This is a genomic window from Luteimonas sp. MC1782, from assembly GCF_014164605.1.
Lineage (GTDB): Bacteria > Pseudomonadota > Gammaproteobacteria > Xanthomonadales > Xanthomonadaceae > Luteimonas.
Window position 1 is genome coordinate 1,208,417 of sequence record NZ_JACJFT010000001.1, and the last position, 14,584, is coordinate 1,223,000.

Consider the following 14,584-nt stretch of genomic DNA (forward strand, 5'->3'; position numbering starts at 1 on the left):
TCGGGCTCAGCGCTTCAGCGAGACGAAGGCGTCGCGGCCGGCGAAGCGCGCATCGGCGCCCAGCGACTCCTCGATGCGCAGCAGCTGGTTGTACTTCGCCACGCGGTCGCTGCGGCACAGCGAACCGGTCTTGATCTGGGTGGCGGTGGTGGCGACGGCGATGTCGGCGATGGTGGTGTCCTCGGTCTCGCCGGAGCGGTGCGAGACGACCGCCGCGTAGCTGGCGGCATCGGCCATGGCGATCGCTTCCAGCGTTTCGGTCAGCGTGCCGATCTGGTTGACCTTGATCAGGATCGCATTGGCGGTCTGCGACTCGATGCCCTGGCGGAAGATCAGCGGGTTGGTGACGAAGAGGTCGTCGCCGACCAGCTGCACGCGGTCGCCGAGGCGGCGGGTGAGCAGGTTCCAGCCGTCCCAGTCGCCCTCGGCCATGCCGTCCTCGATGGTGATGATCGGGTACTGGTCCGCCCACGAGGCGAGGAAGTCGGTGAACTGCTCGCTGGACAGGCGCTTGCCCTCGCCCACCAGGTGGTACTTGCCGTTGTCGTAGAACTCGCTGGACGCGACGTCGAGGCCGAGCAGCACATCGTCGCCGGCGCGGTAGCCGGCCTTGCCGATCGCCTCGAGGATGGTGTCGAGCGCTTCCACGTTGCTGCGCAGGTCGGGTGCGAACCCGCCCTCGTCGCCCACCGCCGTGCTCAGGCCGTGGCCCTTCAGCACCGACTTCAGCGCATGGAAGATCTCGGTGCCGGCGCGCAGGCTCTCGGCGAACGAGTCGAAGCCCACCGGCAGCACCATGAATTCCTGCAGGTCGACGTTGTTGTCGGCGTGCGCACCGCCGTTGATGATGTTCATCATCGGCACCGGCAGCACCGGCGCGCGGTCGCCGGCGAGCAGCTTCCACAGCGGCTCGCGGCGGGAGGCGGCCATGGCGTGCGCGTTGGCCATCGACACACCGAGCAGCGCGTTGGCGCCCAGGCGGCCCTTGTTGTCGGTGCCGTCAAGATCGATCAGGCGACGGTCCACGCCAGCCTGGTCGGAGGCATCCGCGCCGCGCAGCGCCTCGGCGATCGCGCCGTTGACGTTGGCGACCGCGTTGCGCACGCCCTTGCCCATGTAGCGCGTCTTGTCGCCATCGCGCAGCTCCACCGCCTCGCGTGTACCGGTGGACGCGCCCGAGGGCACCATCGCGCGCCCGAAGCTGCCATCGGCCAGCGTGACCTCGGCTTCGAGCGTGGGATTGCCGCGGCTGTCGAGGATCTCGCGGGCGTGGACTTTGGCGATCGTGGTCATGGGGCTCGGTCGTAGTTGGACAAGGGTCGTGCGATTGCAGCCGGCGGACGCCGGCGATGGATCAGAGGTCGCTTTCCAGGAACCCGGCGCGCTTGGTGACGGCGTCGAGCTCGCACATGGTTTCCAGCAGCGCGCGCATGCGGTCGAGCGGCCAGGCGTTGGGGCCGTCGCTGAGGGCCTTGGCGGGGTCGGGGTGGGTTTCCATGAACACGCCGGACACGCCGACCGCGACCGCGGCGCGGGCCAGTACCGGCACGAACTCGCGCTGGCCGCCGCTGGAGGTGCCCTGCCCGCCGGGCAGCTGCACCGAGTGGGTGGCGTCGAACACCACCGGGCAGCCGGTGTCGCGCATCACCGCCAGCGAGCGCATGTCGCTCACCAGGTTGTTGTAGCCGAAGCTCGCGCCGCGCTCGCAGACCATGATGTCGTGGTTGCCGGTGGCCTTGGCCTTCTCGACCACGGGCTTCATGTCCCACGGCGACAGGAACTGGCCCTTCTTGATGTTCACCGGTTTGCCGGCGGCGCAGACCCTGGTGATGAAGTCGGTCTGGCGCACCAGGAACGCGGGCGTCTGCAGCACGTCGACGACGCTGGCCACTTCATCCATCGGCGTGTACTCGTGCACGTCGGTCAGCACCGGCACGCCGATCTGGCGCTTCACCTCCGCCAGCACGCGCAGGCCTTCTTCCATGCCCGGGCCGCGGAACGCGGTGCCCGAGGTGCGGTTGGCCTTGTCGAAACTGGACTTGAAGATGAAGTTGATGCCGAGCGCCGAGGTGATGTCCTTCAGCTTGCCGGCGACGTCGAGCTGCAGCTGCTCGGACTCGATCACGCAGGGCCCGGCGATCAGGAAAAACGGCTGGTCGAGGCCGACTTCGAATCCACAGAGTTTCATGCAGAAGCCTTTTCTTGCCGGGAAATGCTCATGCCGTCGCTTCTTTCAGCAGCTTGCCGCCGGCCTTGCGCTCGCGCGCGGCGCGGATGAAGCCGATGAACAGCGGGTGGCCGTGGCGTGGAGTGGACAGGAATTCGGGGTGCGCCTGGCAGGCCAGGAACCACGGGTGGTCGGCCAGCTCCACCATTTCCACCAGCAGGTCGTCCATCGATTTCGCGGAAACCACCAGGCCCGCATCCTCGAGCTGCGTGCGGTAGCGGTTGTTGAACTCGTAGCGGTGGCGGTGGCGTTCGGCCACCACGTCCTTGCCGTACAGCGCGCGTGCCAGGGTGCCGGGCTTCAGCCGCTGCTCCTGCAGGCCCAGGCGCATGGTGCCGCCGAGGTCGCCGTCTTCGCTGCGGCGTTCCACGTCGCCCGCCTGGGTGCGCCATTCGGTGATCAGGCCGATCACCGGGTGCGGCGTCTGGCGGTCGTTCTCGGTGCTGTTGGCGCCGTCCAGGCCGGCCATGTGGCGGGCCACGTCGACCACCGCGGCCTGCATGCCGTAGCAGATGCCGAAATACGGCAGGCCGGTCTCGCGCGCATGCCGCGAGGTCAGCACCTTGCCTTCGAAACCGCGGTCGCCGAAGCCGCCCGGCACCAGTACGCCATCGACGCCGGCCAGCACCGCCGCCGCGCCGTCGCGCTCGATGTCCTGCGATTCCAGCCACTTGAGCGTGACCCGGGTGCGCTGGCGGATGCCACCGTGCCGCAGCGCCTCGCCGACGGACTTGTAGGCGTCCTTGTGGTCGACGTACTTGCCGACCACGGCGATGGTCACCTCGTCGATCGGGTGCTCGGTGGCATCCACCACCGCGTCCCACTCGGTCATGTCCGGGCTGGGGGTGGCCTTGCCTTCCAGGCGCAGGCGCTCGAGCACGATCTGGTCGAGGCCCTGCTCGTGCTGCCAGGCCGGGATCTTGTAGATGTTGTCGAGGTCGATCACCGAGATCACGGCCTTTTCCGGCACGTTGGTGAACAGCGCGATCTTGCGGCGCTCGCTGTCGGGCAGCGGCTGCTCGCTGCGGCACAGCAGCACGTCGGGCTGGATGCCGATCGAGCGCAGTTCCTTCACCGAGTGCTGGGTGGGCTTGGTCTTGAGCTCGCCGGCCGCGGCGATGTACGGCACCAGCGTCAGGTGCAGGAACAGCGCCTTGTCGGGGCCACGCTCGGTGCGGATCTGGCGGATCGCCTCGAGGAACGGCAGCGACTCGATGTCGCCCACGGTACCGCCGATCTCCACCAGGGCGACGTCGAAGCCCTGGGTGGCGGTGTCGATGCAGCGCTTGATCTCGTCGGTGATGTGCGGGATCACCTGCACGGTGGCGCCCAGGTAGTCGCCGCGGCGCTCCTTGCGGATCACGTGCTCGTAGATCTTGCCGGTGGTGATGGAGTTCTTGCCCGACAGGCGCACGTTGACGAAGCGCTCGTAGTGGCCGAGGTCGAGGTCGGTCTCGGCGCCGTCGTCGGTCACGTAGACCTCGCCGTGCTGGAACGGGCTCATCGTGCCGGGGTCGACGTTGATGTAGGGATCCAGCTTCATCATCGTCACGCGCAGGCCGCGGGCTTCGAGGATGGCCGCCAGCGATGCCGCGGAGATGCCCTTGCCAAGCGAGGACACCACGCCGCCGGTGACGAAAATCAGGGGAGTCATGATGTGGCTACCGCAGGAAAGCCATAGTCTACCGGTTGCCCGTGACCGCCGCGACCGTTGACATGCGCCCGCGGCCGCGGGCGGCGCCACTCAGTGCGCGCCGCGCAGCCCCTGGACCACGCGCGCGAACAGGCCGGCGGCCGGTGCCGGGACCGGCGCGGCGCCCGCGGTGTCGCGCGCCCTGAAGGTCGCGATCACCACGCCCATCGCCTGCCGCCAGCGCGCCATCAGGGCCGCGTCGGCTTCGGGGTCGGTGTCCGCGACCACCTGCAGCAGGCTGTCGATCCAGCCCTCGTACATCCCCACCGGCACCGGGCAGCGCCCGTGGCTGGCGTGCACGGCGCCCATTTCGTTGATCCCGCGCTCCACCACCGCGCTGCCACCGGCGTGGAAGATCGCCATGGTGATGCCGCGGCGCAGGGCCATGCGCTGCTTGCTGAAGTCGGTGTGCGCGAACATCGGCGGCACGTCGGGGTTGCTGGCCAGGAACACATCGTAGAAGCGGCCGATGAAGTCCTTGTCGCGCAGGCAGCGGCCGTAGCTCTGGTGCAGGTCGGCATAGGGGTCGGCGGCACTCATGGCGGTCTCCGGGTGGCGTGGCGTTGGGAGCGCGATGGTCGCCCGCGCGCGCGGCGCGTCTGTTGACCGGCGTCAATGCCTGCCTTGACCGGTCCTGCCAGCAACGCCATTCTGGCCGGCTCCCCCTTGTCCTCCCGGCCGCCCCACACATGAGTTCCCGCTACGACGCAGCCGATATCGAAGTCCTGTCCGGCCTGGACCCGGTCAAGCGCCGGCCCGGCATGTACACCGACACCACGCGCCCCAACCACCTGGCGCAGGAAGTGGTGGACAACGCGGTCGACGAGGCCCTCGCCGGGCACGCGCGCGAGATCGAGGTGACCCTCTACAAGGACGGCAGCTGCGAGGTCTCCGATGACGGCCGCGGCATGCCGGTGGACATCCACCCCGAAGAAAAGATCCCCGGCGTCGAGCTGATCCTCACGCGCCTGCACGCCGGCGGCAAGTTCAGCGGCAAGAACTACACCTTCTCCGGCGGCCTGCACGGCGTGGGCGTCAGCGTGGTCAATGCGCTGTCCACCGTGCTCGAGGTCCACATCAAGCGCGATGGCAACGAATACCGCATGGGCTTCCGCGATGGCGACCGCGCCAGCGGGCTGGAGATCACCGGCACCGTCGGCAAGCGCAACACCGGTACGCGGCTGCGTTTCTGGCCGGACCCGAAGTATTTCGACACGCCGAAATTCAGCCTGCGCGCGCTGCGCCACCTGCTGCGCGCCAAGGCGGTGCTGTGCCCGGGCCTGACCGTCACCCTGTTCGACGAGGCCACCGGCGAGCGCGACCGCTGGCACTACGCCGACGGCCTGCGCGACTATCTCGCCGGAGAACTCGAGGGCCGCGAACTGCTGCCGCCGGAGCTGTTCCTCGGCAGCCTGCGCAAGGACACCGAGATCGTCGACTGGGCCGTGGCCTGGGTGCCGGACGGCGAGCTTGTGCAGGAGAGCTACGTCAACCTGATCCCCACCGCGCAGCACGGCACCCACGTCAACGGCCTGCGCACCGGTTTCACCGATGCCTTGCGCGGCTTCTGCGACTTCCGCAACCTGCTGCCGCGCGGCGTGAAGCTGGCGCCCGAAGACGTCTGGGACCGGGTGTCGTATGTGCTCAGCCTGAAGATGACCGACCCGCAGTTCAGCGGCCAGACCAAGGAGCGGCTGTCGTCGCGCCAAGCCGCGGGCTTCATCGAAGGCGCCGCGCACGACGCGTTCACGCTGTGGCTCAACCAGCACGTGGAGCTGGGCGAGCGCATCGCGCAGCTGGCCATCGAACGCGCCAGCGCGCGGCTGAAGACCGAAAAGCAGATCGTCCGCAAGAAGATCACCCAGGGTCCCGCGCTGCCCGGCAAGCTCGCCGACTGCATCAGCCAGGACCTGTCGCGCACCGAGCTGTTCCTGGTCGAGGGCGACTCCGCCGGCGGCAGCGCCAAGCAGGCGCGCGACCGCGATTTCCAGGCGATCCTGCCGCTGCGCGGCAAGATCCTCAACACCTGGGAAGTCGCGTCGGGCAGCGTGCTGGCCTCGGACGAAGTGCACAACCTGGCCATCGCCATCGGCTGCGACCCGGGCAAGGACGACATCAGCGGCCTGCGCTACGGCAAGGTGGTGATCCTGGCCGACGCCGACTCCGACGGCCTGCACATCGCCACGCTGCTGACCGCGCTGTTCCTGAAGCACTTCCCGGCACTTGTCGACGCCGGCCACATCTTCGTGGCCATGCCGCCGCTGTTCCGCGTGGACGTGGGCAAGCAGGTGTTCTACGCGCTCGACGAGGAGGAGAAGCGCCTGCTGCTGGAGAAGATCGCGCGCGAGAAGATGAAGGGCGCGGTCAACGTGACCCGCTTCAAGGGCCTGGGCGAAATGAACCCGTCACAACTGCGCGAATCCACCGTGCACCCGGACACCCGGCGCCTGGTGCAGCTGACCGTCGATGACGAGGACGGCACGTCCGCGCTGATGGACATGCTGCTGGGCAAGAAGCGCGCCGGCGACCGCAAGGCCTGGCTGGAAGACAAGGGCGACCTGGCGACGCTGGAGGTCTGACGGGCGCGGCGGCCGCCAGCCGCCGCTCCGCGCAGCGGTCAGACCGGATCCTGGACCGTCAGCACCACCCGGCTGATGCCGGCGCCGGGGGGCAGTTCGCAGCTGTAGGCGATCGCCCTGCTGTCCCATGCGTTCGCGGCGGGACTGTCGAACACCAGCCACGTCCCGTAGCTGTTGGCAGGCACTTCGATCGTTTCAGTGAAGAACAGCGGGACCGTGGCGCCGACCACAAGGGTGCAGCTCACGCTTGCGGCAGAGGCCCCCACGTTCAACAGGAACAGGCTCACCTCGGTCGGGCTGTCGTCGAAGTCGCTCTGCTGCGCACAGCTGACGAACGCATTGGTGGATCCTTCGTTCTGGACCCCGCGTGGCCTGCTGCGGATATTGCCGTCGAACACCGGCAAGGCGCTCTTGCACGCGCCCGCCGCCGGCGTCTGGTATTCCGCGGCCGCGGTGGGCGCCATGCCGCCCAGCGCGGCGGCTCCGGTGGCCGTGGCAACCGCCAGGATCCATGCCTTCATGAAATCGCTCCTCGTCCTACCCCGGATCGGGTCTGGATGGAAACGCCGTGAACGCATCGGGTCGGCCAGCCTGCGGGGCGCCGCCCTTACTCCAGGCAGGTCTGCAACAGGCTGCGGAGCAGGCCCTGCAGGCGCTCGGCGGCACCGGGGCTCCATTCGTGCGTCGCTTCATCCATGTAGCAGCGCTGGCTGACCTCGAGCTGCACGGCATCCACGCCGAGCTCCGGCCGGCCGTAGTGGCGGGTGATGTGCCCGCCCTTGAAGCGGCCGTTGGCCACCCAGCCATAGTCGCCCTGCCCGGCCAGCGCCAGGCCCAGGCGTTGCTGCAGTTCGGGCGAGCAGCTCGCGCCGCCGGCGGTGCCCAGGTTGAGGTCGGGCAGCAGGCCCTCGAACAGGAACGGCAGCTGGCCGCGGATCGAGTGCGCTTCCCACAGCACCACGCGGCCGTGGGTTGCGTGCAGGCGATCGAGCTCGGCGCGCAGGGCCAGGTGGTAGGGAAGCCAGTAACGCTCCACGCGTTCGCGCACCTCGTCCGGCCCCGGCTCCATGCCCTCGAGGTACACCGGGCTGCCGTCGAACTGGCGCACCGGGCAGAGCCCCGTGGTGTTCTGCCCGGGATACAGCGACACATCGTCCTCGCCGCGGTTGAGGTCGACCACGTAGCGCGACTGCGTCGGCACCAGCAGCGATGCGCCGAGTTCGCGCGCGAAGCCGTAGAGCCGCGCGACGTGCCAGTCGGTGTCCGGCACGCGCCGGGCGCTGGCGGTGAGGCGCGCCATGATGGCGTCCGGCACCTGCGTGCCGTCATGCGGCAGGCTGACCAGGAGCGGCGCGGTGCCACGGTGCAGGGTGAAGGTGTTCATCGCAGCAGCACGATTTCCTCGGCACTGGTGGGGTGGATGGCCATCGTGTCGTGCAGGTCGGCGAGCGTTGCGCCCATCTTCACCGCGACCGCGAAACCCTGCAGGATCTCGTCGACGGCTTCGCCCACCAGGTGCAGGCCGACCACGCGTTTGTCCGGCCCGGCGCAGACCAGTTTGAACATGCTGTGGCGCTGCACCTCGGCCAGTGCGTGCAGCATCGGCCGGAACGTCGTGCAGTGCACGGTGACATCCTCGCCGAAGCGCTCGCGTGCCTCGGCCTCGGTCAGCCCGACCTTGCCCAGCGGGGGGTGCGAGAACACCACGGTCGCGACGTTGTCGTGGTCGACGCGGGCGTCCGGCTGGCCACCGAACAGGCGGTCCATCAGGCGGCGTGCCTCGGCGATGGCGACCGGCGTGAGCGCCAGGCGGCCGGTGACATCGCCCACGGCATGCACGCCGTCGGCGCTGGTGTCCTGGAACGCATCGACGACCACGTTGCCGCCCTTGTCGATCGCAACGCCCGCGGCCTCCAGCCCGAGGTCGGCGACGTCCGGCGCGCGGCCGGTGGCGAAGATCACCGCGTCGAAGGGCGTGCCGGCATCGCCAGCTGCCTCGCGCAGGCGCACGCCTTCGCCGTCCTGTTCCAGCGCCGCCAGCCGATAGCCGAAATGCAGCGCGATGCCATCCTGGTGCAGGTTCGCCTGCAGCCGCGCGGTGACGTCTTCGTCAAAGGCCGTGAGCAGCCGCTCGCCGCGCACGAACACCTCCACCTGGCTGCCGAGCGACTGCAGCAAAGACGCCAGTTCCACGCCGATGTAGCCGCCGCCGATCACCGCCACCCGGCCGGGCGCCGCGGTGAACGCGAAGAAATCGTCGGAATCCAGGCCAAGCCCGGCGCCGGGAATGTCCGGCCGCCGTGGCCGCCCGCCGGTGGCCAGCAGGATGTGCGGGGCACGCAGCCGTGCGCCGTCGGCGCATTCGACCACGCCGCCGCCGGCGAGCCGCCCGCGCACCGGAAGACTCACGACCCCCGCCTCGTCCAGGCGGCGGCGGTAACTCGCGTGGATGTTGGCGATGTAGCCCTGGCGGCTGGCCACCAGCGTTGGCCAGTCCACCGCCACCGGCGCCACGGGTAGCCCCAGCCCCGGGGCGAGGCCGATGCGACCGACCAGGTCCGCGGCCAGCCACATCGCCTTCTTCGGCACGCAGCCGAGGTTGACGCAGGTGCCGCCGAACTCGCCCGGCTCCAGCAGGGCCACGCGCGCACCGTGGCTTGCCGCCCGGAAGGCCGCGGCGAGGCCACCGGACCCGCCGCCGATGACAATCAGGTCGAAGCCCAGCGCGCCGGCGCTCATGGGAAGCGCGCCGGCGAGTACGGCGCTGGATCGATGCGCGGCGACCTGCCGCATACCAGGTCGGCCAGCAGCTGGCCGGTCGCCGGGCTCATGCTCACGCCCAGCATGCCGTGGCCGGTCGCGACCCAGACATGCGCCTGCCCGGGCACGCGGCCGATGATCGGTACGTCGTCCACGCTCAGCGGCCGCCAGCCACACCATTCTTCCTGCTTCACCGCGCCAAACGGCTCGTGCAGGTATTCGGCCGCGCCGCGCTCGAGCGCGTCGAGCCGGCGGCGGTTGAGGGTGGAGTCGTAACCGGAGAATTCCATCGTGCTGCCCAGGCGGAAGCCGCTGTCCCAGACCGTAACGCAGACACTGCGCTCGTGCAGGATCACCGGCCGCTGCGGCACCAGCCGCGGGCGGGTGTAGGTGATGGAATAGCCCTTGCCCGGTTGCATCGGCAGTGCGGCCAGGCCGGCGGATTTCACCAGCGTCGGCGTCCAGGCGCCGGTGGCGAACACCACGTCGCCGGCCAGCACGTCACCCCCGCTGCCGCGCACGCGCACGCCATCGGCCTCGCGCACGACGCCGTCCACCTTGAAGCCTTCGTCGATCACGCCGCCCAGCCCGCGCAGCGATGCCGCCAGCCCGCTGACGTAGCGGTCGGGCCGCAGACGCGCATCGCCCGGGTAGCGGATCGCCGCGAACAGGCCGTCCCTGAACGCCGGATTGGCGCGCAGGTACGCGGCGCCCGGCACCGCCTCGGCGGCGATACCCAGCGCGTGCAGCGCCGGCATTTCCGCGGCCACCCTGTCGAAATCGGCCTGGGTCCGGAACACGCAGTCCGCGCCTTCCTCCGCGAACTCGGCATCGGGCGCATGCCGCGCGACCCAGTCCGGGAACGCGGCGCGCGAGGCGTTGAGGAGGGTCGCGCGTGACGCCATGGCGCTGCGCCAGTCACGCGCATTGCAGCGCCGCGCAAAGCCGAACAGCCAGCGCCACAGGCCGGGATCGAAACGCGGCGCCACGTAGAACGGCGCGTCGGGCGTCAACATCCAGCGCATCGCCTTGGCGATGGTGCCGGGCGCCGCCAGTGGCCCGGCGTGGCTGGGCGTCAGGGTGCCGCAGTTCCCGTGCGAGCTGCCGCTGCCGACGGAGCCTGCTTCCAGCACCCGCACGCTGCGCCCGGCCTCGACCAGGCACAGCGCGGTGCACAGGCCGATGACCCCGCCACCGACCACCACCACATCGACACGTTCTCCCATGGCCGGAGTGTCGATGCGGGGAGGCGGGTCAGTGGTCGTGGCCGCCGTCGCCGTGCACGTGGCCGTGTTCGATCTCGACGGCCTGCGCCTCGCGGACATCGATGATCTCGACCTCGAAGTGCAGCTCCTTGCCGGCCATCGGGTGGTTGAGGTCCACGTCGACCACGCTCATGCCGACCTTCTGCACGGTGACCGCGCGCGGGCCGAAGTTGGTGGTCAGCACCACCTGCATGCCCGGGACCAGCCGCTGGTCCTTGAAGTGCTTCTTGGGCACGCGCTGGGTCAGTCCGTCGGTGCGCTCGCCATAGGCGTCCGCGGCGGCCACGTCGACCGAGAACGACTCGCCCGCCTCGCGGCCGTCCAGGGCCTTCTCCAGGCCCGGGATGATGTTGCCGTGGCCGACCAGGATCGCCAGCGGCTGCCCCCCGTCCTTCGAACTCTCGATCGGCGCCTGGCCAGCCTCGGAGACGGTGTAGTGGAAGCGGACGACGCGGTCTTTCTCGATCTTCATGGGCAAGGGGCTCGTAGGCGCGGCGCTCGGCCGCTTGTCAGGATGCAGGGGGGCGGCCAAGATGCCGGCCGTGAACAGTGCCGCACATTATCCAGTCTCGACCCGCCGTGCGCCAATCGCGGCCGCGGCCTTCGTCCTCGTGCTGCTGGCGACCGCTTGCGGACGCGACGCCGTCCGCCCCGCCCCCCAAACCGGGGATGTGGTGCCACAGCGCCCCGCCGCGGTGGCGCGGCGTGACTGGCCGCAGGTCACGCCCGCCGACCCGGTGGCCGCCAATTCGGTGCTGATGCGCGCCATCAGCCTGGTCGGAACCCCGTACCGCTATGGCGGCAACACGCCCGAAGGCGGCTTCGACTGCTCCGGGCTGGTCAACTACATCTATCGCGACATGCTCGACCTGAAGCTGCCGCGCACCTCGCGCGACCTCGCCGCGTACCAGGGACCGCGGATCGCACCCGAGCGCCTGGCGACCGCCGACCTGGTGTTCTTCGGCAGCAACGGCAACGTCTCGCATGTCGGCATCTACGTGGGGGAAGGCCGCTTCGTGCATGCCCCCAGCACCGGCGGAACCGTCCGCCTCGACCACCTGGACGGCAGCTACTGGCGCAGCCACTACAGTGGCTCCAGGCGGGTCCTGCAGTGAAATTTGTGAACCAAATCACACACTTCACTGAACCGCGCTGACAAGTCCTTAACATCCTGCCGGCTGGCATCCGGCACCATCACGCCCTGCTGACACAAGTGAAAGCCGCGTGACGAAACCAGCCAAGACATATCTCGAGCCGCGCTGCGCCCTCCGGGCGTACCGCTTCCTCCTCTCCGGTTTGCTCCTGGCCGCCGCCGCACCGGCGTTCTCCGCGCCCATGCTCGCAGGCGATTCCGCCGACCAGCAGCGCACGCCTTCGACCAGCCAGGCGCTGGCAGGCACCGATATCCTCTCCGAGCGCGCCATGCTCTCGGCCGCCGACGTCAACATGCTCATCGAGAGCAGTGGCGCCCTGGCCGCCGGCGAACCCGCCGCCCACGGCCGGGTGCAGACCCTGCTGCAGCGCGCGATGACCCTGCTCGGCACGCCCTACCGCTGGGGCGGCACCTCGCCGGACTCCGGCTTCGACTGCTCGGGCCTGGTGGGCTATGTGTTCCGCACCGCGCTGGGCATCGAACTGCCGCGCGTGTCGCGCGAAATGGCCGGCAACGGCGTGAAGGTCGAGCGCGGCGCGCTGGCCGCCGGCGACCTGGTGTTTTTCGGCCGCCGCGGCAGCCGCGTCGACCACGTCGGCATCTACATGGGCGACGGCCGCTTCGTGCATGCGCCGCGCACCGGGCGCGACGTCACCGTGTCCAACCTCGACAACGGCTACTGGGCGGGCAAGTTCCTGCAGGCGCGTCGCGTCGAGGGCCTCAACGGCTGATCCGCCGGCGCCTCACGGCGCCGTGGGGTGTTTCGCCAGCGCACGGGCCCGCAACCTGCCCGCCAGCCGCGCGCCGCCGTCCCAGGCGGCTTCGGCCCATGCCTTGAGCCGCGGCGCCTGGCGCCGTTCGACCAGCACGTGCACCGCGTGCGACGCCAGCAGCACCAGCGCCAGCGTGCCCCAGAACACGACATGCCGGTTCGCGGGCCAGGCGAGGTTGAACAGCATGAAGCCGATGTTCTGGTGCAGCAGGTACAGCGGATAGGTCAGCGCCCCGAGCGCCACCCAGCGCCGCGCGCCGAACGCGCCGGTCAGGCGCAGCGAAACCAGCACCATGACCACGAAGAACGCAGTGATGATGGCGGCCACCACCGCCAGGTCCAGCGTGGTCCGGTAATGCGCGTCGAACCGGGGCACCCAGCGGATGGCCTGGTACACCGCCAGCGCCCATGACGCCAGCAGCATCGCCACCCGCCCGCGCGAGAGCCCGTCCGACCACACCAGGTAGCACGCCGCGCCCGCCACGAAATAGGCTGCCGAGTCGACCGCCAGCCAGCGGCGGGGGCCGTCGACAGGCACCAGGGTCAGCGCCAGCGCCACCAGCAGCCAGCCCACCATGAATGCCGGTGCCTGGCGGATGCGGCCCAGGACCAGCAGCAGCGCGACCATCGCGTAGAAGCGGATCTCCACGAACAGCGACCAGTACACCCCGTCGATCGATTCGACGCCGATGAACTCGCTCATCATGGTCATGTTGGCCAGGTACTGCCCGAACGTCGCGCTGAAGCGCGTGCCGCCGATCGCCAGGATCGCCAGGAAGGTGATGGTGCAGCAGGCCCAGAACGCCGGATACAGGCGCACCACGCGCGAGACGACGAACGCGCGCAGGCTGCCCCGCGCCGCTGTCATCAGGATGACGAAACCGCTGATCATGAAGAACAGCTGGACACCGAGGAATCCGTAGCGTGCCGCCGGCGCCAGCGCCGGGTAACCCATGAGCGCCAGGTCGTCGGCGGCGATGCCGCGAAACGCGTAGTGGAAGAACACCACCGCGAGTGCGGCGGCAAACCGCAGCAGGTCGATCTCGTTCACCCGGCCGTGCGACATGGGGGGAGCTTCCGCGCTCCGGCAACGGGCCGGCCCTCGATGAAGCAACGCGGGTCGCCGGCAGCCGAGGCCAAGCGCGCCGGTGGGGACCGCGCCTTCGCTGCGGCGCGTTGCGCGCGGCGGTCCGAGCGGCGATGCTGCGGCGTGCCCCGCGGGGCGGGGCGACAACGGGACGGGATGCATGGAATCGACGCTGCTGACCACCGTGCTGCTGCCGCTTGCACTGGGCGTGATCATGCTGGGCCTCGGCCTTGCGCTCACCCCGGACGATTTCCGGCGGGTGGCGCGCTACCCGCGGGCGGTGCTCACCGGGCTCACGCTGCAGGTGCTGGTGCTGCCATGGATCGCGTTCGGCCTCGCCCTGGCCTTCCGGCTGCCGGCGGAGCTCGCGGCGGGCCTGATGCTGCTGGCGGCGTCACCCGGCGGCGCCACCGCCAACATCTACAGCCACCTGGCGCGCGGCGACGTCGCGCTCAACATCACCCTGACCGCCATCAACAGCCTGCTGTGCCTGCTGACCCTGCCGCTGATCCTCGACCTGTCGCTGCAGCACTTCATGGGTTCCGGACAGTACGTGCCGCCGCCGGTGCGCAAGATCGTCGAGGTCGCGGTGATCATCGTGCTGCCGGTGGCGCTGGGGATGCTGATCCGCCGCTTCGCACCACGCTTCGCGGCGTCGTCGGAAAAGCCGCTGCGCATGCTGTCGGTGCTGGTGCTGGCGCTGCTGATCGTCGCCGCCGTGGCGCAGTCGCGCGAGGTGCTGGTGGCCTACTTCGCCGTGGCCGGGCTGGCCTGCCTGCTGTTCAACCTGGCCAGCATGGGCATCGGCTATGCGGCGCCGCTGGCGCTCCGCCTGCCGCGCCCGCAGGCGATCGCGATCGCCATGGAGATCGGCATCCACAACGGCACCCTGGCGATCTACATCGCGCTCAACGTGCTCGGCAACCCGGCGATGTCGATCCCGGCGGCGGTCTACAGCCTGGTGATGTTCTTCACCGCGGCGGCCTTCGCCATCTGGCTCAAGCGGCCGCGCGCGGTGCCGGTCAACGCGTAAGGGACAACCCGCCGG

At 69.9% G+C, this 14,584-nt stretch carries 14 protein-coding genes; 4 read left to right on the forward strand and 10 right to left on the reverse strand.

The window, feature by feature from the left end:
* Nucleotides 1-6 precede the first annotated feature (6 nt).
* From eno to H5368_RS05715, 4 genes are all read right to left on the reverse strand, one after another.
* Nucleotides 7-1,293, reverse strand: coding sequence for a phosphopyruvate hydratase (gene eno, locus H5368_RS05700; RefSeq protein ID WP_182822242.1), 1,287 nt, complete (start codon nucleotides 1,291-1,293; stop codon nucleotides 7-9).
* A 61-nt stretch (nucleotides 1,294-1,354) separates the two neighbouring features.
* Nucleotides 1,355-2,188, reverse strand: a complete 834-nt coding sequence (gene kdsA, locus H5368_RS05705) for a 3-deoxy-8-phosphooctulonate synthase (protein ID WP_182822244.1) — start codon at nucleotides 2,186-2,188, stop codon at nucleotides 1,355-1,357.
* Nucleotides 2,189-2,216: 28 nt separating this feature from the next.
* Entirely contained in the window at nucleotides 2,217-3,881 is a 1,665-nt protein-coding gene (locus H5368_RS05710) for a CTP synthase (protein WP_182822246.1), read from the reverse strand.
* A gap of 90 nt (nucleotides 3,882-3,971) precedes the next feature.
* Nucleotides 3,972-4,460, reverse strand: coding sequence for a globin (locus tag H5368_RS05715; protein ID WP_182822248.1), 489 nt, complete (start codon nucleotides 4,458-4,460; stop codon nucleotides 3,972-3,974).
* Between the two features lie 149 nt (nucleotides 4,461-4,609).
* Between H5368_RS05715 and parE the strand changes: the two genes are divergently transcribed.
* Nucleotides 4,610-6,499 carry a DNA topoisomerase IV subunit B gene (gene parE, locus H5368_RS05720; protein ID WP_182822250.1) on the forward strand — a complete coding sequence of 630 codons (1,890 nt, stop codon included), beginning with the start codon at nucleotides 4,610-4,612 and terminating at the stop codon, nucleotides 6,497-6,499.
* A gap of 38 nt (nucleotides 6,500-6,537) precedes the next feature.
* Here parE and H5368_RS05725 read toward each other — a convergent pair whose 3' ends face one another.
* The 5 genes from H5368_RS05725 to H5368_RS05745 all read right to left on the reverse strand — a co-directional run bounded on the left by H5368_RS05725 (nucleotide 6,538) and on the right by H5368_RS05745 (nucleotide 10,996).
* Nucleotides 6,538-7,020: a hypothetical protein gene (locus H5368_RS05725; RefSeq protein WP_182822252.1), complete on the reverse strand. Its 483-nt coding sequence runs from the start codon at nucleotides 7,018-7,020 to the stop codon at nucleotides 6,538-6,540.
* 86 nt (nucleotides 7,021-7,106) lie between these two features.
* Nucleotides 7,107-7,883 (reverse strand): N-formylglutamate deformylase, encoded by a 777-nt coding sequence (gene hutG, locus H5368_RS05730; RefSeq protein ID WP_182822254.1) that lies wholly within the window; start codon nucleotides 7,881-7,883, stop codon nucleotides 7,107-7,109.
* Nucleotides 7,880-9,238: a glutathione-disulfide reductase gene (gorA, locus tag H5368_RS05735; RefSeq protein WP_182822256.1), complete on the reverse strand. Its 1,359-nt coding sequence runs from the start codon at nucleotides 9,236-9,238 to the stop codon at nucleotides 7,880-7,882. The genes hutG and gorA overlap by 4 nt, the downstream gene beginning before the upstream one ends.
* On the reverse strand, nucleotides 9,235-10,485 hold the full coding sequence (locus H5368_RS05740; protein WP_182822258.1) for an FAD-dependent oxidoreductase: 1,251 nt from the start codon (nucleotides 10,483-10,485) through the stop codon (nucleotides 9,235-9,237). The genes gorA and H5368_RS05740 overlap by 4 nt, the downstream gene beginning before the upstream one ends.
* Nucleotides 10,486-10,513: 28 nt before the next feature.
* Nucleotides 10,514-10,996, reverse strand: a complete 483-nt coding sequence (locus H5368_RS05745; protein ID WP_182822260.1) for a peptidylprolyl isomerase — start codon at nucleotides 10,994-10,996, stop codon at nucleotides 10,514-10,516.
* Nucleotides 10,997-11,057: 61 nt separating this feature from the next.
* On the opposite strand from H5368_RS05745, the gene H5368_RS05750 reads away from it, so the two are divergent.
* A complete protein-coding gene (locus tag H5368_RS05750; protein ID WP_182823795.1) occupies nucleotides 11,058-11,639 on the forward strand; it encodes a C40 family peptidase in 582 nt (193 codons plus the stop codon).
* A 109-nt stretch (nucleotides 11,640-11,748) separates the two neighbouring features.
* Nucleotides 11,749-12,408 (forward strand): C40 family peptidase, encoded by a 660-nt coding sequence (locus H5368_RS05755; protein ID WP_223878020.1) that lies wholly within the window; start codon nucleotides 11,749-11,751, stop codon nucleotides 12,406-12,408.
* Nucleotides 12,409-12,420: 12 nt separating this feature from the next.
* Here the strand turns inward: H5368_RS05755 and H5368_RS05760 are convergent, their stop codons facing one another.
* On the reverse strand, nucleotides 12,421-13,515 hold the full coding sequence (locus tag H5368_RS05760; protein WP_182822262.1) for an acyltransferase: 1,095 nt from the start codon (nucleotides 13,513-13,515) through the stop codon (nucleotides 12,421-12,423).
* Between the two features lie 181 nt (nucleotides 13,516-13,696).
* On the opposite strand from H5368_RS05760, the gene H5368_RS05765 reads away from it, so the two are divergent.
* On the forward strand, nucleotides 13,697-14,569 hold the full coding sequence (locus tag H5368_RS05765) for a bile acid:sodium symporter family protein (protein ID WP_182822264.1): 873 nt from the start codon (nucleotides 13,697-13,699) through the stop codon (nucleotides 14,567-14,569).
* Nucleotides 14,570-14,584 lie beyond the last annotated feature (15 nt).